General features: G+C 59.8%; 20 protein-coding genes. 5 read left to right on the top strand and 15 right to left on the bottom strand.

From position 1 onward, the window contains the following. Positions 1-33 precede the first annotated feature (33 nt). A complete protein-coding gene (locus AC3IUA_RS10700; RefSeq protein ID WP_489360720.1) occupies positions 34-420 on the top strand; it encodes a DUF2946 domain-containing protein in 387 nt (128 codons plus the stop codon). 90 nt (positions 421-510) lie between these two features. Further along, a complete protein-coding gene (locus tag AC3IUA_RS10695) occupies positions 511-2,646 on the top strand; it encodes a TonB-dependent receptor (RefSeq protein ID WP_489360718.1) in 2,136 nt (711 codons plus the stop codon). A gap of 63 nt (positions 2,647-2,709) precedes the next feature. Here AC3IUA_RS10695 and AC3IUA_RS10690 read toward each other — a convergent pair whose 3' ends face one another. From AC3IUA_RS10690 to AC3IUA_RS10680, 3 genes are all read right to left on the bottom strand, one after another. Beyond that, on the bottom strand, positions 2,710-3,726 hold the full coding sequence (locus AC3IUA_RS10690) for an ABC transporter substrate-binding protein (RefSeq protein WP_489360716.1): 1,017 nt from the start codon (positions 3,724-3,726) through the stop codon (positions 2,710-2,712). 120 nt (positions 3,727-3,846) lie between these two features. Beyond that, complete coding sequence (locus AC3IUA_RS10685; RefSeq protein ID WP_489360714.1) at positions 3,847-4,050, bottom strand: hypothetical protein; 204 nt, start codon at positions 4,048-4,050, stop codon at positions 3,847-3,849. Then, positions 4,050-4,496, bottom strand: a complete 447-nt coding sequence (locus tag AC3IUA_RS10680) for a hypothetical protein (protein ID WP_489362307.1) — start codon at positions 4,494-4,496, stop codon at positions 4,050-4,052. Before AC3IUA_RS10680 ends, AC3IUA_RS10685 begins: the two co-directional genes overlap by 1 nt. Before the next feature lie 434 nt (positions 4,497-4,930). Between AC3IUA_RS10680 and AC3IUA_RS10675 the strand changes: the two genes are divergently transcribed. From AC3IUA_RS10675 to AC3IUA_RS10665, 3 genes are all read left to right on the top strand, one after another. After that, positions 4,931-5,179 (top strand): hypothetical protein, encoded by a 249-nt coding sequence (locus AC3IUA_RS10675; RefSeq protein WP_489360712.1) that lies wholly within the window; start codon positions 4,931-4,933, stop codon positions 5,177-5,179. A 157-nt stretch (positions 5,180-5,336) separates the two neighbouring features. After that, the gene (locus AC3IUA_RS10670; protein WP_489360710.1) at positions 5,337-5,567 is read left to right on the top strand and encodes a hypothetical protein; all 231 of its coding nucleotides are present in this window, start codon (positions 5,337-5,339) and stop codon (positions 5,565-5,567) included. 214 nt (positions 5,568-5,781) lie between these two features. Beyond that, complete coding sequence (locus AC3IUA_RS10665; RefSeq protein WP_489360708.1) at positions 5,782-6,021, top strand: DUF2789 domain-containing protein; 240 nt, start codon at positions 5,782-5,784, stop codon at positions 6,019-6,021. An 8-nt stretch (positions 6,022-6,029) separates the two neighbouring features. Here the strand turns inward: AC3IUA_RS10665 and AC3IUA_RS10660 are convergent, their stop codons facing one another. The 12 genes from AC3IUA_RS10660 to AC3IUA_RS10605 form a co-directional block, all read right to left on the bottom strand. Then, the gene (locus tag AC3IUA_RS10660; RefSeq protein WP_489360706.1) at positions 6,030-6,233 is read right to left on the bottom strand and encodes a hypothetical protein; all 204 of its coding nucleotides are present in this window, start codon (positions 6,231-6,233) and stop codon (positions 6,030-6,032) included. Between the two features lie 118 nt (positions 6,234-6,351). Continuing rightward, positions 6,352-7,503 (bottom strand): methyl-accepting chemotaxis protein, encoded by a 1,152-nt coding sequence (locus tag AC3IUA_RS10655; protein WP_489362305.1) that lies wholly within the window; start codon positions 7,501-7,503, stop codon positions 6,352-6,354. 758 nt (positions 7,504-8,261) lie between these two features. Then, on the bottom strand, positions 8,262-8,666 hold the full coding sequence (locus AC3IUA_RS10650; protein WP_489360704.1) for a TraR/DksA family transcriptional regulator: 405 nt from the start codon (positions 8,664-8,666) through the stop codon (positions 8,262-8,264). A gap of 339 nt (positions 8,667-9,005) precedes the next feature. Continuing rightward, a complete protein-coding gene (locus AC3IUA_RS10645; protein WP_489360702.1) occupies positions 9,006-10,031 on the bottom strand; it encodes an ABC transporter permease in 1,026 nt (341 codons plus the stop codon). A gap of 78 nt (positions 10,032-10,109) precedes the next feature. Continuing rightward, positions 10,110-11,675, bottom strand: coding sequence for a sugar ABC transporter ATP-binding protein (locus AC3IUA_RS10640; RefSeq protein WP_489360700.1), 1,566 nt, complete (start codon positions 11,673-11,675; stop codon positions 10,110-10,112). Positions 11,676-11,745: 70 nt separating this feature from the next. Continuing rightward, entirely contained in the window at positions 11,746-12,672 is a 927-nt protein-coding gene (locus AC3IUA_RS10635; protein WP_489360698.1) for a sugar ABC transporter substrate-binding protein, read from the bottom strand. 54 nt (positions 12,673-12,726) lie between these two features. Then, positions 12,727-12,915 (bottom strand): hypothetical protein, encoded by a 189-nt coding sequence (locus AC3IUA_RS10630; RefSeq protein WP_489360696.1) that lies wholly within the window; start codon positions 12,913-12,915, stop codon positions 12,727-12,729. Positions 12,916-13,049: 134 nt separating this feature from the next. After that, a complete protein-coding gene (locus tag AC3IUA_RS10625) occupies positions 13,050-14,102 on the bottom strand; it encodes a Gfo/Idh/MocA family protein (protein WP_489360694.1) in 1,053 nt (350 codons plus the stop codon). 174 nt (positions 14,103-14,276) lie between these two features. Continuing rightward, positions 14,277-15,137 carry a sugar phosphate isomerase/epimerase family protein gene (locus AC3IUA_RS10620; RefSeq protein WP_489360693.1) on the bottom strand — a complete coding sequence of 287 codons (861 nt, stop codon included), beginning with the start codon at positions 15,135-15,137 and terminating at the stop codon, positions 14,277-14,279. 148 nt (positions 15,138-15,285) lie between these two features. Further along, complete coding sequence (iolG, locus tag AC3IUA_RS10615) at positions 15,286-16,311, bottom strand: bifunctional inositol 2-dehydrogenase/D-chiro-inositol 1-dehydrogenase (protein ID WP_489360691.1); 1,026 nt, start codon at positions 16,309-16,311, stop codon at positions 15,286-15,288. Between the two features lie 36 nt (positions 16,312-16,347). Further along, positions 16,348-18,285, bottom strand: a complete 1,938-nt coding sequence (gene iolD / locus AC3IUA_RS10610) for a 3D-(3,5/4)-trihydroxycyclohexane-1,2-dione acylhydrolase (decyclizing) (RefSeq protein WP_489360689.1) — start codon at positions 18,283-18,285, stop codon at positions 16,348-16,350. A 154-nt stretch (positions 18,286-18,439) separates the two neighbouring features. Then, positions 18,440-19,261, bottom strand: a complete 822-nt coding sequence (locus AC3IUA_RS10605) for a TIM barrel protein (protein ID WP_489360687.1) — start codon at positions 19,259-19,261, stop codon at positions 18,440-18,442. Positions 19,262-19,286 lie beyond the last annotated feature (25 nt).

Here is a 19,286-nt window from a genome sequence, read left to right as displayed (position 1 = left end):
TCTGTGTCATCAGTAATGCTACAGTGCCGCCCCATGAAACTCGCTCGTACCGACCGCTCACTGATTGCCTGGATGCTTTACTGCTGCGTCCTGTTCAACGTGTTCGCCTGCAGCATCGGTCACGGGCAAATGGTCGGCATGCAGCTCAATGGCATTGGCGGCCAGTTCTGTACGGTCGACCCGCGCACCCAGGCGCCGACCCAGTCGAATCCCGCCGAAGAAAAACTGCCCACCCTGACCAAGGCCTTTGGCTGCCCGTTGTGTTCCACCGGCGGCATGGGTCCGGCATTCAATTCCAGCCTGACCCTGGCGCTCCTGCCGCAGCAACACAGCCCGCCGCTGTTGCTGCTGCCCAACGCTGATCTCCCCTCCCGTTCAATCTGGCCGACGGCCAATCCTCGCGCCCCTCCTGTCGTTTAAGTCTTTCGCCTTTTCTTGATCAGCCCGGCTCGCTAACGCGTGGCGTTGGCCCGTGGGCTGTTTTCCACGCCAAGACTTCAGGATTTATCGATGAAACACGTTTCCCTGCTCGCAGGCCTGTTCGGCTGCCTGTCCGCCACTACCTGGGCGCAAAACCCTATTGAGCTGGCACCGACCACCATTGGCGGCGCTGAACCGCAGTCCACTCCCGGCCTGAGCCTGGATCAATCCAGCGGCATGGCGTCGCGTCTGGGCTTGAGCGTTCGCGAAACCCCGGCCTCGGTCGCCGTGGCCAACCGCAACGACATCGAACGCCACGGCGCGCAGAACTTCCAGGATGCGGCGAACACCCTGCCCGGGGTGAATGCCAGCGCACCGCCGGGGTTTGGCGGCTTCGTCTCCTATCGCGGCTTCACCAGCAGCCAGATCACGCAGATGTTCAACGGTGTGAATGTTTCCGGCGGCCTGGCACGGCCGGTGGATGCCTGGATCTATGACCGGGTGGAGCTGGTCGGCGGCCCATCGTCGCTGATCAATGGCGCCGGTTCCGTCGGCGGTTCGTTGAACTACATCACCAAACTCGCGACCCGCGAGGAGCAAGCGGCTGAAGGCCGGGTCAGCTATGGCACCTATGACACCGGAGAGGTCGCCTTCGGTCTCAATCATGCCCTGAGCGACGCCAGCTCGGACGTACAGCACTACGCGCGACTGGACGTCAGTCGCAATGCCAGCAACGGCTATATCGACCGCCAGGAGCGCAATGCCTGGAGTGCGGCATTTTCCTTGCTCAGCGACCTGACCCCCAACCTGTCTCACACCCTGGCCCTGGAGTACCAGGACGAACATGAAGACAGCCCTTACTGGGGCACGCCGGTGCTGAACCCCAAACGCGGCGAGCTGAAGATCGACCGACACAATCGCTTCAACAACTACAACGTCGAGGACGGTCGTTATGAACAACGGACAATCTGGGCCCGCTCGATCATCGACTACCGCATCAATGACAGTACCAGCCTGCGCAACACCCTCTACCACCTGGACAGCCAGCGCGATTACCGCAACCTGGAAACGTACCAGTACAACGCCGATAACAGTCTGGTGAACCGCTCGACCGCCTATCAGGTGCGTCATCAGGGCGAGCAGAACGGCAACCAGTTCGAGCTGCGTCACGACAATCGCCTGTTCGGCCTCGACACCACCTGGTCCGGCGGTTTCGAGTACAAGGTCAACCGCACCACCAACTCGCCGCTGAACGTCAAAGGACCGAGCACGGTCGACCCGGACCATTACGACCCCGGGCATTTCTATGACATTCCCGGGACCCGATCAGGCTTCGTCAGCGACAAGACCAATGAAGTCACCACCCGGGCGATCTTCGCCGAGAACCGCCTGGCGCTCACCGACAAACTGGCGCTGTTGACCGGTCTTCGCTACGACGACATCGACCTTGAGGTGACCAACCACCGCGTGGTGACTGCGAGCAATCCACGGCATCTCGAGCGCAGCTGGGAGCCGCTGACCGGCCGGGTGGGCCTGACCTACCAGTTCATTCCGAGCGCCAATGTGTATGTGCAATACAGCACCGCCGCCGAGCAGCCGGGGGGCACTCAGGATTTCGATATCTCTACCGGCAAACAGTGGGAGGTCGGCAGCAAATTCGACTACCTGGACGGTCGCGGCTCAGCGACGCTGGCGGCCTATACGATCGAGCGCAAGGACTTCGCGGTAACCGATCCGCTAGACCCGACCCAAAGCATTCCGGTCGGCCAGCAGACCTCCAAAGGCATCGAGCTTGCAGGATCCTTCAGGATCACCCCGAAGCTGCTGGCCGAAGGCAACTTCGCCTGGGTCGATGCCGAGTACGACGAATTCAATGAGAAAAATGCCGCGGGAGTGGTGGTCTCACGCAAGGGCAATACCCCGACCAACGTCCCGGAGCGGGTCGGCAATCTGTGGCTGACCTATGATTTTGCCCCAGCCTGGCAAGGCGGCGTCGATGCGCGTTATGTGGCGTCGGTGTACGCCGACAACGCCAATACCCTGACATTGCCGTCATACACCTTGTACGGAACCTTCCTCAGCTTCAAGGTGGACCGGCACACCACAGTGACTGGCCGGGTGCGCAACCTCACCAACGAGGTGTACGCCGAATTCGCCCATGTTTCTCCGGCGTACTACCTGGGAACGCCACGGACATTCGAGCTGGCGGTGCAGAGCCGGTTTTGAGTAAATCAAAAGCTGTGGCGAGGGGGCTTGCCCCCTCGCCACAATTGATCTCCACACTTCCCCTTACTTCAACGCCGCAGCTACCTTGTCCGCCACATCCTTGGGCAACCACGCCCGCCACACATCCGGATGGGCTTTCATAAAAGCTTCGGCGGCCTGGCGCGGGGCGGTGTGGCTTTCGCTCATGTCGGCCAACGCCTTGTTCAAAGGATCGATCGGGAAATCGACCTTGGTGAAGAACTCCGCCAGTTGCGGGTATTGCTTCTGGAACGGCGTGGACACGCCAATCGACAGTTTCGACGGCAACGAGCGCGTTGGTTTGGGAGTGGGATTATCAGCGTCGGTCAGGGTTTTCCAGGCTTCGGCGTCGAATGGCGGTTCCTCCAGCTGGATCAGCTTGAAGCGCCCGAGTAACGGCGTGGGTGACCAGTAATAAAACAGCACCGGTTTGCCACGCCGGATCGACGAGCTGATTTCCGCGTCCAGCGCCGCACCGGAGCCGCTGCGAAAATTCACATAGCTGTCGCTCAGGCCGTAGGCCTTGAGCTTCTGCGCGTTGACCACTTCCGAGGTCCAGCCGATCGGGCTATTGAGAAACCGCCCCTTGCCGGGAGTTTCCGGATCCCTGAAGACATCCTTGTACCGCGGCAGATCGGCCACGCTGCGCAAGCCCGGCGCCATGGGCTTGATGCCTTTGGCCGGATCACCCTTGATCACATATTCGGGCACCCACCACCCTTCGGTCGCGCCTTTGACGGTATCGCCCAGGCTCACCACCTTGCCCTCGGCCTCGGCCTTGACCCACACCGGGCTGCGCCCGGCCCACTCTTCGCCGATGACCTGGATGTCATTGTTAGCCAGGGCGGTTTCCAGGGTGATGGTGGTACCCGGCAGCGTATCGGTGGGCAAGCCGTAACCCGTCTCGACAATGATCCGCAGGATATCGGTGATCAGGCTGCCGCTTTCCCAGTTGAGGTCGGCAAAATGAATCGGCGCCGGAGCCGCTGATGCCGGGATGGACGCAGTCAACAAACAGAGCGTGGTCAATGTGCTGGCCAGCAGCACTCGAAATCCTTTCATGCTTATGCACCTCGTGCTTTTCACAGCAATAGCAGGATGATCTTCCAGAAGAAGACCGCGAGCCCCTGGTAGTTCAGTCAACTGACTGTAGTAGAGGTTCCTGCTTTCGAGGCATGTCGGCTATTTTTCGCAGGATTCCTGCAAGCGCTTGAGTTCCCGCCTGACCATGCTGGCGTACTCCGCCGGATGCAAGCTGTAGATCTGCGAGGCTACCCAACCCAACCAGGCGCCCTGGAGAGCGGCCTTTTCAGCGAAAAGGCGAAGGGCCAGCACGCTGGCACTCTCAAGGTTCTGCTCATGGAAATCGGCGCGGGTCAGGGTCATTACTCGCTGGCCTTGAACGTGAGTTCGCCCTTGCGCCACTTCGCTGCTTTAGCGGTGACTGCTTTCAAGGTCTTGGTCAGCCCGCCCTCCAGCTGTTCGTTGGCGGCGAACACCGTCACGACGGTTTGCCCTTCCTTGAACAGGATGGCATGGCCGTCGGCGGTGGTGACAAACGCATATTCGCCCAGTCCATAAACCGTGAGTTTGATCTCGCGAAACTTGATTTCGAACTTGCCACCTTCACGACTGGGCAATACCGCAGCGCGGAAATGATCACCCACCTTGAGCTCCAGGTGCTGTTTATCATCGACGACCATTGCCGATTCGGTATCGATCTCGGCGATGTAGATACCTTCAGCAGTCTGTTCGGTGATGTAGACGAAACGTGATTGAAACTGTTTGACCAGCTTTGCGCGCAAATCACCGAGCACGAACAAAGCATGCATATCGAGATTACTTACTGCCAAGGAAACGTCCCCGAATCTAAAAATGACTCTGTCCGCATGAAACACAGACAGCACAAAAAACGCCGGTGCCGGCACTGACACTCCAATGACTGATACTCAGATCCCTGAACAGAGTTGAACGCGGCTCCAACATACAACAGGCCAAGACTAGTGGAGCAACGCTGGCGCTGCCTATCCATGCCATCGTCAGACCTTGAAGGAAATCACCCTTCTTATGGCCAGAGAATACTGGACTATCAATTTCAGGGAAAAAACTCTTTTAGAAAAGCACTTTTCTGACATATCGCCAGCAAAAAAATGCTTTAGATATGCCTATACCTCCAGCGCTAAAGGTAATTCTAGAGCAGCGATGCTCATCGAGACTACAGATAGCGTCGGTCAGACGTCGGTAAATTCATGGAAAAGGATTTCTTATGCACACACATCTACCCTTCGCCCAGGACACAGGCACTTTCGCAAACTGCGTGGCACCGCTGCGTGACAAGCCATTCTACTCACTGGAGCCGGCACCTGAATACCTGCCTTTGGTGCGTTACCAGGTACTCAACGCCGGAAAAAATTTTTTTCACATCAAAGAGATCTCCAGCGGACGCGTCAGAGGATTTCGCCGCAATCACAACGAAGCCTGCGCGCTGGCAAGGGCCCTTGAAATCAATAGTTGAACCGCCGGCCAGGCTTTGCCGGTGCAATCGTTTCGTCACTCCGATGACTTAACTCAGCCACCGGCAGGCAACAACTGCCATACTGGCCCGACCATTGAAAACCAGCCTGCCGGGCTGTGCTTCAAAAAGTACAATAACCTCCATGGGAAGGCGTTACGTGACGGAATTTGATATCGGTGAGTTTTTCATCCATGGCGAGGCCAGGGAAGTAGAAGGCGAGTTTCAAGCGGTCATCGTGATGCGGGCCAAGCCGCCCTTGACCACCGTGACTTACCATCAGGTCGAGAAGGATCGCTGGTTCAAGACCTCGGACGTTGCCGCAACGGCAGCCAGAGAGGCGGCCAAGTCGCTGAAAACTGCCGTCGATGAAGGCGCATTGAACGCTTGATCGATCTGCCTGGCGGCAGTCACCCGTGCAATTTCCATGGCGACCATGGCCTTGTTCCAGACCTGAGCTAGCCTTGACGGCATGATCGACACTTCAGCCTGAGGCTGGCTCTGCTGCCAATCGAACTCTTGGCGTCAGTCTCCCCTCAGATGCAGTGTGGCAATGAGACCTCAACCCTCGAACCCTTGGGTTGCCAATCGGAAAGGAGATGACCATGGAGTCACCGACACATGATTTGACAGGACTGTTCGATCAGCTGGGACTGGATTCCAACCAGAAGGCTATCGACGATTTCATTGCCAGCCACTCGCCGCTGGCCAACGATAAAAAGCTGATAGACGCTGAATTCTGGTCACCCCAGCAGGCGGCGTTCCTGAAAGAACAGCTGCGTGAAGATGCCGATTGGGCACGAGTGGTCGACGACCTGAACCTGCGCATGCATCAAAGGCACTAACGCACAGTTCAATGCAGGCTGTCGGGCTTCTCGACATTCAGTTGAGCCAGCCAGGCAGCCCTGCACTCCTCGGCTTCATCCCGACTGCAGAACGCCGTCCCGCGTCGCTCGCCATTGAGCAATACGACCCAGCAGACGCTTTGCCCCAGCGCCCGCAACGCGGCAGGCACCCCGCTACCAATCATTACCGCAACATCGACCTTGCTTTGCATGAGCACTTTCCCGAGCTTTTCATTAGCTGCCTAACAATGTCGGCATGTTAGTGAGTAACCAGGTAGGGAAAAAGCTAGCGCCCTGTACAGGTTAATTGCATCAAATGTAACAATCCCCTCAATGGCGTCGCGCGCTTTCAGGCTTGTAGCCCAACCGCAAGCCACCCCAATGCCGCCCCTTGAGCATGATCGGCACCGAAAGGTCATGCATCAGCTCACCGGTGTCACGGGTATAGGTTTGCAGCAACACCGGTTGTTGATGGCTGCCACAGCGGATCCCGGTTCTGTCGGCGAACTTTCGCTTGGTACGGTTATGCAGCGCATCCACCTGCGCATCACCGGTCAGTGGTTGGCTGAATAGGGTGTTGTGGGTCGGTACATAACCCTCCTGGGTGCAGGCGATCGCGAACACCAGGCCTTCATGACGCGCCAGCAACGGCTCCTGGATCGCCGGCAACACCTGGTCGGCGTAACGATCGAATCGGGTCTGGAATTTTGCCGGGCTGGTTTTCGGGATCGCCTGATAGTTGCGATCGAACAGGTCCTCCAGACTGACACGGCCCTGATCGATATCCGCCTCGAACTGCGCGGCAATCTGCCTGGCACCGTCCAGGGCCAGGTCATAGACGCGCTGGTGATAATCGTCCAGCCCGACCTCGGCGAGGCGTTCACTGATGGTTTCGGCCTGGCCTTGCATCTGCACCGCGGCCTCGGCCAGGCTCCGGGTCTGTTGATCGCTGACCGCCAGGTCGCTGCGCATCTGCTCGACAGCATGGAACAGGCTGTCGAGTTGTTCGCGATTGGTGTCTGCCCCCTTGGCGATGTCACTCACCTGGCTCTCCACTCCCGCCGCCAGCCGGGCAATAGTCTGCAGCGACTGGCCGGTATGCTCCACCTGCTCGACCCCGGTATTGAGGTCGCTGGACAACTGGCGAATCTGTTCCACCACCTGCGCCGTGCGCTGCTGAATATCGGCGACCATCACCCCGACTTCCTCGGTTGCCGTCGCCGTGCGTCCGGCCAGGCTGCGAACTTCATCGGCAACCACGGCGAAGCCGCGTCCGTGTTCGCCCGCACGCGCCGCTTCAATCGCCGCGTTCAGTGCCAACAGGTTGGTCTGGCTGGCGATTGACTGAATCACCAGGGTCACCCGCTGAATCTCTTCACTGCGCAGATTCAGGGCTTCCATCAACTGACGACTGTCATTGGCGCGCCGGCTGAGCTGATGCATGCGGGTTATGGACTCGGCAAGCACCGTGCGTCCTTCCATACTGCTCTGATGGGCCTCACTGGCTGCGCTGAGCGCTTGTCGACTGAGTTGCGAGGTGACTTGCTCGGTGCCGATCATCACTTCGGCACTGCTGACGATCCGCGCGGCGGCATCCAGCTGCGACTGCACCCTGGCGGCCAACTGCTTGACCGAGAAGGCCACGCCAGCGGCGGACAAGGCGTTATGACTGGTGGTGCAGGAAAGGTCGCGAGTCAACTCGGCGATGGCACCGCAAGCATCCGCAGCCGTTGGATCGTTCATCGGGCGCGAGCGCAGGCGCGGCAGCCAGATGGTCAATACCGCCAGCGGAAGGCAAAGGTAAAGTGACCAGCCGCCGAAGGCCATGCCACCGAGCACCAGCATCAGGGCGATGCTTTGCAGCGTAGGGGCCAGCCAGCGTGCCGGCGTCTTGAGCGACGCCACAGAATTCGGCGTAGCGCCAGCCAGAGATCCGTCGCTCGTCATGTTCGTCACCCCAATGCTGTTTCTATTATTTTGCCGGCATTAAACGCCACTACCGGGCCATTATCTATGGTCCCTTAGTCGTGGGGTTGCAGCAGATCAATAGAAGTGCGAGGTGTCTGACTCAAAATGTCAGCGCGAGAATATCCGCCAAGATCGCAGCCTGCGGCAGCTCCTACACCATCTTCGTCCACCTGTGAGTTTTCAGGTGTACACAAATTCTGTAGGAGCTGCCGCAGGCTGCGATCTTTGGGGGGCCGCCAATACTTGACTGACTGGCATCAGGGCGCTACGAATCAGGCCTGACGCTGGTGCTTGTCGATTTGCTCGTGGCGTTCTTGAGCTTCGATGCAGTACTTGGTGGTCGGGCTGATCAGCAGGCGTTTCAGGCCGATGGCCTCGCCGCTGTCGTCGCACCAGCCGAAGGTGTCTTCCGCGATACGGCCCAGGGCCATTTCCAGCTGCGGCAGCATGCGCTGGTCACGATCGATGACGTTGACCAGCCAGTGGCGCTCTTCTTCGACGGAAGCGGCATCGGCAGGGTCGGCCGGGGTGTCCAGGCTTTCAATGGCAATGCGGCTCTGCTCGATACGCGCGTGGGTTTCGACCTTCATGGCCTGCAGCAGCTCGGTGAAGAAAGCCTGTTGCTCGGCGTTCATGTAGTCATCCGCCGGCATGGCCAGCAACTTTTCCTTTGTCATTGATTTCTCTATAAAAAATACGTGCATTAAGGCGAATAAGGGAGCGTTCCGGCCGACCGGTGCAGATCGTCGGAAAGGCGCCATACATTCCAAGCGCCACCCGGCACTCAATTTACGAGGGGCGGCAGTCTAAGGCCGACTTGAGGGCTCGGCAACTGAAATGACAGCGAGTTTGTCCAACAAAGCATGAAAGTGCGCTATGGCAGGCTTTGCAGATGGTGATCGGAGTGCGTTTATAGCAAGAAATTCAATCGAGCGGCGCTATATAGAAGACCAACGGCTACGTGGTTATCCGGTTTACGAACAGCGATTGACGGAACGCGATCCCGGGTGTACTCATCAGCGTTTTAGTTTGCGTTTGTTGCGGTATTGGTCGATGACCACCGCCACCACGATGATCATGCCCTTGATGATGTCCTGGATATAGGCATCGACCCCGACGAAGGTGAAGCCGCTGGCCATGACCCCGAGGATCAGTGCTCCGATCACCGTGCCGGTGATGCGCCCTACTCCACCGGCCAGGCTGGTACCGCCGATCACTGCGGCGGCAATCGCGTCCAGCTCGTAGGACATGCCCATCCCGGCCTGCCCGGTCGCGGCGCGGGCCGAAGCCACCACCCCGGCCAACCCGGCCAACAGCCCGGCGATGCTGTAGACGATCACCAGGTGGCGCTTGACGTTGATCCCCGAGGTGCGCGCCGCCTGCATGTTGCCGCCGATGGCGTAGGTGTATTTACCGTACTTGGTGTAACGCAGGGCGATGTGGAAGATCACCGCCACCACCAGGAAAATGATCACCGGCATCGCGCCATGACCGATAGCGGTGTACGAATCGGAGAGCATGCTCACCGGCTGGCCTTCGGTGTAGTAGCGCGCCAGGCCACGGGCCGAAACCATCATGCCGAGGGTGGCAATAAAAGGCGGGATCCCGGTGATGGCGATGATGCTGCCGTTGATCGCCCCCGCCAGCAGTCCGACCCCCAGTCCGACGATCACCGGAATCCACACCGGCAAGTCAGTCAGCGAGGGAAACACCGCCCGGGTAAAGTCCGAGGTCTGCGCCAGGCTCGCGGCAATCATCGCCGACAGCGCCAGCACCGAGCCGGACGACAGGTCGATGCCAGTGGTGATGATCACCTGGGTCACGCCGATCGCCAGCAGCCCGATGATCGACACTTGCAGGATCATCAGCACCAGACGCTGCGAGTTCATCAAGAAGCTTTGGTCGCGAACGATCCAGCCAAACACTTCGAAGACCAGCCCGATGCCGATCAGCACCAGGAAAATGCTCAATTCGGTGGGGAACCGCCGGCGCGTCTTGGCCGGTGCTGCCGCGGGTTTGTTTTCCAGTATCGCGTTGTTCATAGCCACTCACCCTTCTATTGCGTTACCGGCGACCAGTACCCTGGGTGCCAACAGAAACCGTTTAAATGCATTGAACCGTCAATGAACCGCGGACATTCCGGAGGCCAGTTGCATGACCCGTTCCTGGGTCGCCTCGCCGCGGACCAGGGTGCCCATCAGGTCGCCCTCGTGCATGACCATCACCCGGTCGCTCATGCCCAGCACTTCGGGCAATTCCGAGGAAATCATGATCACCGCCATGCCTTCGCTGGCGAGGCAGGAAATCAACCGGTAAATCTCGGCCTTGGCGCCGATGTCGATGCCGCGGGTCGGCTCGTCGAGAATCAGTATCCGTGGGTTGGTCATCAGCCAGCGGGCCAACAAGGCCTTCTGCTGATTGCCACCGGACAAGGTGTCGATGCACTGCTCCAGCGACGGGGTTTTCACCCGCAGTTTCTTGCACATGTCTTCGCACAGGGCGCGCAGGGCTTTCTGCTGGATAAAACCATTGCCGACGTAATGCGGCAGCACGGCCATTTCCATGTTCTCCAGCACCGACAGGCAAGGGAACAGACCACTGAGCTTGCGATCCTCGGTCAACAGCGCAAAACCCTTCTCGATGGCCATGTGCGGGTCGCTGATACGCACCGGCTGACCGTCGAGCCTGATTTCGCCGCCGTCGCTGGGGGTGATGCCGAAAATCGCTTCGGCAACGTTGGTCCGCCCCGAGCCCATCAAGCCGGCGATGCCGAGAATCTCGCCGGCATGCAGGTCGAACGACACGCCCTTGAAGATCCCGTCCAGGCGCAGGTCGCGCACTGCCAGCAACAGCTCGCCGATCGGCTTCTCGCGCACCGGGAACAACTGGCTCAGCTCGCGGCCGACCATCATCGAGATCAGGCTGTCGCCGTCCATGCTGTCGGCCCGCTGCAGGCCGATGTAGGCACCGTCGCGGAACACCGCCACTTCATCGGCGATACTGAACACTTCATTCATTTTGTGGGTGATGTAGATGATGCCCTTACCCTGGGCCTTGAGGTCGGCAATGATCGAGAACAGGTGAGCGACTTCCTTGTCGGTAATTGCCGAAGTCGGTTCGTCCATGATCAGGATGTCGGAGTCGTAGGACACCGCCTTGGCAATCTCGACCATCTGCCGCTCGGCGATGCTCAGGTTGCCGACCTGCTCCTCGGGATCGAGGTTGATCCGCAGCCGCTCCAGCAGTTTCGCCGTGCAGCGATGCATTTCGCGGTGGTCGATCATGTGGAAACCGTTGAGCTGCTCGCGGCCGATCCAGATGTTCTCGGCGATGCTCATGTGCGGCATCAGGTTGAGTTCCTGGTGGATCATCGCGATCCCGGCCTGCAGCGCCGCCAGCGGTGTATCGAAGGTCACCGGCTTGCCGCGCAGGCGCAATTCGCCGGCGTCCGGCTGGTAGATGCCGGCAATGATTTTCATCAGGGTCGATTTGCCGGCGCCGTTCTCGCCCATCAGGGCCAGCACGGAACCGGGACGCACCCGCAGTTGCACATCGGACAGGGCCACCACACCGGGAAAACCCTTGCTGACGTTGATGATTTCCAACAGGTACGGCTCATCGACAGGAGTGGCAGTTGGCTGCATACCCACCAACGGGGTGCTCGAAGCAGTCGCTGAAGCGAACATGATCAGGTACTCCATCAGCAAGGCCGCCTTGGCCACCTTGCGTGCTTATTGTTGTTATTGAGCGGACCGGTTATTTGAACTGATCGACGTTTTCCGGGGTGATCAAGCGGTAAGGCACCCACACCGCCTGGTCCACCGGCTCGTTCCTGGCCATCTTCACCGCCGCGTCGATGGAACCCACGGCCTGGCCCTTGGCGTCCTGGAACACCGACACCGCCAGATCGCCTTTTTTCACCGCACGCAAGCCGTCGGGCGTACCGTCGACACCGGCGATCAGCACACTGCCCTTCTCGACTCCAGCCTGCTTCAGGGCCATGGCGGCGCCGATGGCCATCTCGTCATTGTTGGCGACGATGGCGTCGAATTTACGGCCCTGGGTCAACCAGTCGTTCACCAGGGTCATGCCTTTGTCGCGCAGCCAGATGCCGGTCTGTTCCTGCTCGATCCTGATGTCCGGATGCTTGGCCAGTACCTCTTTGACGCCCTTGGTGCGATTGGTCGTGGAGTTGTTCGCCAGGTCACCGAGCAGAATCACGATATCGCCCTTGCCCTTCATCTTTTCGGCGATGTATTGCATCTGCATCTCACCGGCCTCCAGGTCATTGGAGGCCACGGTGATCACGCCCTTGGGCAACTTCAGGTCATCCGGACGACGATTGACGTAGACCAGCGGAATCCCGGCGCTGACCGCGGCTTCGGTGATCTTTCTGGTCGCTGCGGTATCCACCGGATTGACCACGATGGCATCGACTTTCTGGCTGATGAAACTTTCCACCTGGCTCAGTTGCTTGACCACGTCGCTGCGAGCGTCTTCGAATTGCAGCGTCACGCCATCGGGCATGGACCTGGCTTTCTGGTCCATGGATTCGCGCAGGTAAGTCAGCCAGGTGTCATCGAACTGCGACATGCTCACGCCGATCTTCAGGTCAGCGAACGCCGCGCCGCTGGCGAGCATCAGCGAGAGGGCAAGTGAGGCGATACGGGTCTTGGTCTGCATGAAAGTCTGTCTCCACATTCTTGTTGGTTTTATGGATAAGGCGTTGGACCGGGATCAGTTGGCCTGCGCTGACAAACGAACGATGGGTGCGCCAGCAATGCAGCACACCACAGCGCCCTTGCGTTCGACGCACAGGAGTCTGGAAAGGGAAAGGAGCATGGACAGGTGCGAACCGCGCAACAGATCGCGGAACAGGTGGAGCGCGGCAGGTAAAACTCGCAGAGCAGTGCTGAGGGTTTTCATCGACGGTACCTGTTTGTTTTTGTTGGTTCGTCCTTCACTGCTTCAAGAGACTCGAGGCAGATTGGACGCTGATGTCGGCAACCTGGAAATGACTTTATTGGAAATTAATTTCTATATCAACTCATTTTAGAATTTTATTCTAATTCTGTTCCGTCACTGGAAACCGCGCTCAGTTCGACCACCCGCTGGCGTTGCGCACTGAGTCGCGCCGCGTCCAGAACGCGAGTGGTTTGCAGTGCATCACGGGGGTCGACCGGCAGTGGGCCAGCGCTCTGTAACGCGGTTTGTAGCTGCAAATAGAACTGCTGCCAGCAGCCACGCTCGGAAGGAATCCGTTCGCGCTCCTCGCCTTGTTCGAACCAGCCCCAGCGTCGGTGCTCCTCAACGCCCCAGCGCTCACCCTCGGACTTGGGCGACAGACCGGCCAATGCTGCAGCCTCCTGACCGTCCAGGCCCTCGACGGTGTAGCAACCCGCCGTGCCATTGACCCGAAAGCGCGGGGCGGGGCTGTTTTGCAGGCAGCTGCCCGCCAGATGCGAAATCACCCCGTTGCTGTGGGTCAGGGAAATGAAGAAGCCGTCATCGAACGCCTGCCCTTGATGGGCGTAGTGCAGCTCGGCGTAGACCCGTGCCACCGGCCCGAACAGTTGCAAGGCCTGATCCACCAGATGGCTGCCAAGATCGCGCAGGAAACCGCCACCGCTACCATTCCCCACCGACTGCGGGGCATAGCGCTCGACCCGTGATTCGAAGCGGGTCACTTGCCCCAGGGCACCAGCCTCGATCAGTTTGCGCACGGTGAGGAAATCCGAATCCCAACGCCGGTTCTGGTAGACGCTCAGCGGGATTTTTTGCCGTTCGGCAGCGGCGATCAGGGCGGCCGCCTGCCGAGCATCCGCAGCAAAGGGCTTGTCACTGACCACCGCCACCCCATGGCCGATGGCTTCAAGCATTAACGCCTGGCGACCCGGTAGAGGCGTTGAAACCACCAGCACATCGACCCCGGCGTCGACCAACTGGCCGATCGTGTCGAAAGCCGCAACACCCGGGTAATCCTTTGCCAGGCATTGGCGCCGCTCGGCCGAACGCGTCACCACGCCGGCAAAGGTCGCGGCGGGCAGACTGCTGATCAGCGGAGCATGAAAAAAACGGCCGCCATGGCCGTAACCGACAAGTCCGATACGCATAAAGAGCTTCCTCAACTATGTGGCATTTCTGGTGGGTGATCCGTAGGAGCTGCCACAGGCTGCGATCTTTTGATCTTGTTGTTCCTGGAAGCATCTCGGTCGAATGCAAGATTGTCAGGATCAAAAGATCGCAGCCTTCGGTAGCTCCTACAGGTTCGATGCAGGCCAGATAATTTATTGGCAAAGCTCGCGCGTCACCCGCTCCAGCATCATTCGGTTGGACTCATCCGGTCGGTCTTCCCAGGCAAACACCGAGACCGTGGCGATGCCGTCGAACTTGAGCTCGCGCAAGGTGCTGAAAAACGCCTCCCAGTCCACTTCGCCCTGACCGATGTCCAGGTGCTGGTGCACGGTGGCGGTCACGCCAGGCGGATTGACGATGTAGCGCAGGCCCGACGAGGCCTTGTGGTTATAGGTGTCGGCGATGATCAGGTGGGTGAGTTTTTCGCCGGCGTACTTGAGCATCGAGGCGATGTCGCCTTTGCCGTCGTCGTAGAAAAAGGTGTGGGGCGCGGCATAGAGGTAGTTGATCCAGTCGCGATCCAGGCCGCGAATGATGTCCACCGACTCGTTGTTGCGCTCGCAGAAATCATAGGGATGGGCCTGGATGTCCAGCTTGATGCCTTCGCGTTCGAACACCGGCATCAGCTCGTCCATCGAACGCATGAACTGGTTCTCGCAGACCAGCGGATTGTCCGACTGGCCAGTGAGCTCGCTGTTGACCAGTTCGCAGTCCATTTCCACGGCGATCTGGATCGCGCGCTTCCAGTTGCGCAAGGCGGCCTGGCGCAAACCTTCATCGGCAGCGGCCCAGTGGTACATCGGCAACAGCGAGGAGAGTTGCACCCCGGTGTCGCTCAAGGCTTTGCGAAATTCCTTGATCCGCGCCCGGTCGACCCGCGGCGACTTGTAGAACGGCAGGAAATCTTCCCGCGGCGACAGTTCGATGTGTTGGTAACCGAGCTCGGCGACCTTGTCGACCATTTTGCCCAGGGGCAGGTTGCGGTACATGTAAGGGTCTAGTGCGATGCGCATTGTTGTTCTCCGTCGCCAGCGACTGGCGCTGCTTTTGTGTAGGAGCTGCCGCAGGCTGCGATCTTTTGATCTTTTCGGCGAGCAACGTGTTGTCTGGGTGGGCGCCAAAATCAAAAGATCGCAGCCTGCGGCAGCTCCTACAGGGGGGCTAGCCGTAGAAATGTGGGCGGTCAGGCAGAGCGACCTTCACAATCTGTCCGCTGTTCTGGGCGTCGATACACGCATCCGCCGCCACCGCCGCGGCAAAGCCGTCCCAGGCCGACGGCCCGCCGACTTGCCCGGCGCGCACGCCGTCGATAAACGCCTGCAGCTCGACGTCATAGGCCGCGATAAAACGGTCCTTCCAGTCCATCAAGATCGCGTTGGACAGTTTGGCGCCGCTGCGCAGTTGCACCTGGGACGGCTCGGGCAACCTGGCAATGCCAGTCTCCCCGACCACTTCACACTGGATGTCATACCCGTACTGGCAGTTGACGAAAATCTCGACGTCGATGCGGGTGCCCCTGGAGGTTTCCAGCAGAACGATCTGCGGGTCTTTCAAGTGGGCGTGGGCCTTGCTGGTCTTGCGCGGGAACACCACCTGCACCGATACATAGTCATCGGCCAGCAACCAGCGCAACACGTCGAGTTCATGGATCAGCGTGTCGGTGATTGCCATGTCGGTCTTGTAGTTCTCGCCCACGGTCGGGTTGCGATGGGCGCAATGCAGCATCAACGGCTCGCCGATCTGGCCGCTGTCGATCACCGCCTTGAGTGCCTGGTAACCCTGATCGTACGGACGCATGAACCCGACCTGCACCAGCCGCTTGCCATGGGCCAGTTCGGCCTCGACGATCTTGCGGCAGCCTTCGGCGGTCACCGCCAGCGGCTTCTCGCAGAACACCGGTTTGCCGGCGGTAATCGCCGCGAGCACGAATTCTTCGTGGCTCGGGCCCCAGGACGTGACCAAAATCGCCTCGACCTCTGGCGCGTTGATCAGCACATGGCCATCGGGGTAAACCTCGGCGGTCAGTTTCAAATCGGCGACCACCTTGGCCGCCTGCTCGAGATTGATGTCGGTCACCGCCACCACCTGGCTGTTGAGCAGGGTCTGGCTGCAACGACGGATATGGTCCTGACCGATGGCACCGGTGCCGATGACGCCGATCCGCAGCGAATTAAAAGACAAAGACATCTCTGTTCTCCCGTTGGATTTTTGTTTGCAGAGCAATCAGTACTGACGGGCCTTGGCCAGTCGTTCATTGAGGGTTTTCGCCACCGCATCGGTGCGCGCGCTGGTGGAGACTTGCGCCACGCCGACGCGCCACCAGGACAGGTATTTGTGGATCATGGTTTTTGGTAGAACCTTGATATCGATCAGCGTTGACACCGTCTGCAAACGGGCATCGGCCAGCGCCGCCTGCAGTTCCTCGACCGTGTTCACCTTGTAGGTCTTGCAGCCGTAGGCCGCGGCGCTCATGGCGAAGTCCACCGGCACGAACCCGCCATCGAGCTTGCCGGTTTGGGGATTGCGGAAACGGAACTCGGTGCCGAAGCTGTCCATGCCGTGTTCCATCTGCAGGTTGTTGATGCAGCCGAAGGTCATGTTGTCGAGCAGGACCACATTGATCTTGCGCCGCTCCTGAATCGAGGTGACCAGCTCCGAGTGCAGCATCAGGTACGAGCCATCGCCGACCAGCGCATAGACCTCACGCTCAGGCTCGGCGAGTTTCACCCCCAGCGCGGCATTCACCTCATAGCCCATGCAGGAATAACCGTACTCGACGTGATAGCCGTTCACCCCCTTGCTGCGCCAGCTGCGCTGCAAATCGCCCGGCAGGCTGCCGGCAGCGGCAACGATCACCGCGTCGCCGGGCAGGGTTTCGTTGAGCACACCGAGCACCCGGCTCTGGGTCAGGCAGGAGCCGGTCAACTCGATGAATTCACGCAGCACCGCCGGGTCCATGTGGTCGTTGATTTCCGGGACGAAATGCTCGGCCTGGTATTCGACCTGATAAACCCGGTCGACCTCGGCGTCCAGTTGCGCCTTGGCCTGGCTCGGTTGATCGCCCCAGGCGGAGCGATAGCCGGTGCGCGCCAAGGCAGCGGACAAGGCTTCCAGACCGGACCGGGCATCAGCCAGCAGTTGCACGCCATCGAGTTTCAGCGCATCGCAGGAACTGATGTTGAGGTTGAGAAATTCCACCTCGGGATGCTGGAACAGCGATTTCGACGAAGTGGTGAAGTCGGTGTAACGGGTGCCGATGCCGATGATCAGGTCAGCGTCCCGGGCCAGTAGATTCGCCGCCAGGCAACCGGTTTCGCCAATGCCGCCGACGTTCAGCGGGTGAGCTGAAACCACCGCGCTTTTGCCGGCCTGGGTTTCCGCGAACGGGATATCGAAACGCTCGGCAAACGCCTGCAACGCCGCGTTGGCGCCTGAGTATTTGACCCCGCCACCGCAGATGATCAAGGGTTTACGCTTGCCTTTGAGCAAGGCCAGGGCATCGCCGAGCATTGCTTCGGTGGCCAGCCGGCGGTCGATGCGGTGTACGCGCTTTTGCAGGAAGTAATCGGGGTAATCGTAAGCTTCGCCCTGCACGTCCTGGGGCAAGGCCAGGGTCACCGCGCCGGTTTCCGCCGGGTCGGTGAGTACCCGCATGGCGTGGATGGCCGCGCTCATCAGCTGCTCGGGACGGTTGATGCGGTCCCAGTATTTGCTCACGGCCTTGAAGGCATCATTGGTGCTGATGCTCAGGTCGTGGAATTGTTCGATCTGTTGCAGCACCGGGTCCGGCTGGCGACTGGCGTAGACATCGCCGGGCAACAGCAGCAACGGAATCCGGTTGGCGCTCGCAGTGGCCGCGGCGGTCAGCATATTCGCCGCCCCAGGGCCGACTGACGAGGTGCAGGCGTAGATCTTGCGCCGCAGGTGTTGCTTGGCAAAACCGATGGCCGCGTGGGCCATGCCCTGTTCGTTGCGGCCCTGATGCACCAGCAGTTCGCCGCTGTCCTGCTCCAGTGCCTGGCCGAGACCCAACACATTGCCGTGACCGAAAATGGTAAAGATCCCGGCAACGAACTTGCTCTGCACCCCATCCACCTCGACGTACTGGTTATCGAGAAATTTCACCAGGGCCTGGGCCATGGTCAGTCGTGTAGTAGTCATGTCCGATCCTTTCAAATGCACCTCAGATCCCCTGTAGGAGCTGCCGAAGGCTGCGATCTTTTGATCCTGACAATCTTGCATCCGACCGAGATGTTTCCCGGAACAACAAGATCAAAAGATCGCAGCCTGCGGCAGCTCCTACGCGGTGGACGGTTTATGCCAGGGAGTTCTTCAAGTGATCCATGCTCACCCCTATCGCCCGCTCGATATCCACCAACCTATGCACACTCTCGGCAAACGGCTCGAACGACAGGTAGCCCGTGTAACCGCCGCCGAGCAAGGTATCGATCTGCGCGGCATTGCCGAGGATGTCCGCCTCGCCCACCAGCACCCGATGCCCGTCACGAATGTTCGCCAGCGGTGCGTCTGAATCCTCGACGCCGGAGATGTGCACCAGCCCGGTCAGTTCGGGGAAGAATTCATGCTCGCAGGCCAGGTGATGGTGGAAGGTGTCATGCACCAGGCGCAATACATCCAGCCCGCCCACCGCCTTGATCGCCTCCACCGCGGTGCGTTTGCGCCGCAGCGAACACTCTTCGAAGCCCAGTGGTTCGATGAACCCGAGAATCCCGTGCTCGCGCAGGATCGGCGCCAGTTCGCTGAGTGCCGTGCGCAAGCCGGTGCTGCGTTCAACCCTGGTGCGCGGATCGGCGCGATCATTCAGCGGGCACATCACCAGCCCCTCTGCGCCGCAATCGCGGGCATAGGCGGCCAGTTCGAGGGCTTGTGCCCGGCGCTCGTCATTCCACACATCGAACGGATACAGCGCGTTGATCGACAACACCTTGATCCCTTTCGCCGCGCACAACTCGCGGACCCGCAGCGGCGGCGTACCGTCTTCGATCTCGACGCCCTTGAGGTCGTTGCGGATCTCGATGGCATCGGCTTTCAAGGTCACCGCCAGTTCAATGAAATCCGGCAGTGACAATCCTGGGGCGACCATACGGTTCAGGGCGAAACGCAGGGGCTGGCTCATTATTCTTGTTCTCCGCTCTCAAGGT

It is taken from the genome of Pseudomonas sp. KH_050, from assembly GCF_057838875.1.
Note: the sequence above shows the minus strand (reverse complement) of the source record. Positions and strands in the feature narration are given on the sequence as shown.

Excerpts from the sequence above, each read along its gene's own strand:
- iolG (WP_489360691.1), bottom strand. The coding sequence starts at position 16,311 with ATGTCTTTGTCTTTTAATTCGCTGCGGATCGGCGTCATCGGCACCGGT.
- AC3IUA_RS10695 (WP_489360718.1), top strand. The coding sequence starts at position 511 with ATGAAACACGTTTCCCTGCTCGCAGGCCTGTTCGGCTGCCTGTCCGCC.
- AC3IUA_RS10640 (WP_489360700.1), bottom strand. The coding sequence starts at position 11,675 with ATGTTCGCTTCAGCGACTGCTTCGAGCACCCCGTTGGTGGGTATGCAG.
- AC3IUA_RS10680 (WP_489362307.1), bottom strand. The coding sequence starts at position 4,496 with ATGCATGCTTTGTTCGTGCTCGGTGATTTGCGCGCAAAGCTGGTCAAA.
- AC3IUA_RS10655 (WP_489362305.1), bottom strand. The coding sequence starts at position 7,503 with ATGGAAGGACGCACGGTGCTTGCCGAGTCCATAACCCGCATGCATCAG.
- AC3IUA_RS10635 (WP_489360698.1), bottom strand. The coding sequence starts at position 12,672 with ATGCAGACCAAGACCCGTATCGCCTCACTTGCCCTCTCGCTGATGCTC.
- AC3IUA_RS10625 (WP_489360694.1), bottom strand. The coding sequence starts at position 14,102 with ATGCGTATCGGACTTGTCGGTTACGGCCATGGCGGCCGTTTTTTTCAT.
- AC3IUA_RS10630 (WP_489360696.1), bottom strand. The coding sequence starts at position 12,915 with ATGAAAACCCTCAGCACTGCTCTGCGAGTTTTACCTGCCGCGCTCCAC.
- AC3IUA_RS10690 (WP_489360716.1), bottom strand. The coding sequence starts at position 3,726 with ATGAAAGGATTTCGAGTGCTGCTGGCCAGCACATTGACCACGCTCTGT.
- AC3IUA_RS10605 (WP_489360687.1), bottom strand. The coding sequence starts at position 19,261 with ATGAGCCAGCCCCTGCGTTTCGCCCTGAACCGTATGGTCGCCCCAGGA.
- AC3IUA_RS10645 (WP_489360702.1), bottom strand. The coding sequence starts at position 10,031 with ATGAACAACGCGATACTGGAAAACAAACCCGCGGCAGCACCGGCCAAG.
- iolD (WP_489360689.1), bottom strand. The coding sequence starts at position 18,285 with ATGACTACTACACGACTGACCATGGCCCAGGCCCTGGTGAAATTTCTC.
- AC3IUA_RS10660 (WP_489360706.1), bottom strand. The coding sequence starts at position 6,233 with ATGCAAAGCAAGGTCGATGTTGCGGTAATGATTGGTAGCGGGGTGCCT.
- AC3IUA_RS10620 (WP_489360693.1), bottom strand. The coding sequence starts at position 15,137 with ATGCGCATCGCACTAGACCCTTACATGTACCGCAACCTGCCCCTGGGC.
- AC3IUA_RS10685 (WP_489360714.1), bottom strand. The coding sequence starts at position 4,050 with ATGACCCTGACCCGCGCCGATTTCCATGAGCAGAACCTTGAGAGTGCC.
- AC3IUA_RS10665 (WP_489360708.1), top strand. The coding sequence starts at position 5,782 with ATGGAGTCACCGACACATGATTTGACAGGACTGTTCGATCAGCTGGGA.
- AC3IUA_RS10700 (WP_489360720.1), top strand. The coding sequence starts at position 34 with ATGAAACTCGCTCGTACCGACCGCTCACTGATTGCCTGGATGCTTTAC.
- AC3IUA_RS10650 (WP_489360704.1), bottom strand. The coding sequence starts at position 8,666 with ATGACAAAGGAAAAGTTGCTGGCCATGCCGGCGGATGACTACATGAAC.
- AC3IUA_RS10675 (WP_489360712.1), top strand. The coding sequence starts at position 4,931 with ATGCACACACATCTACCCTTCGCCCAGGACACAGGCACTTTCGCAAAC.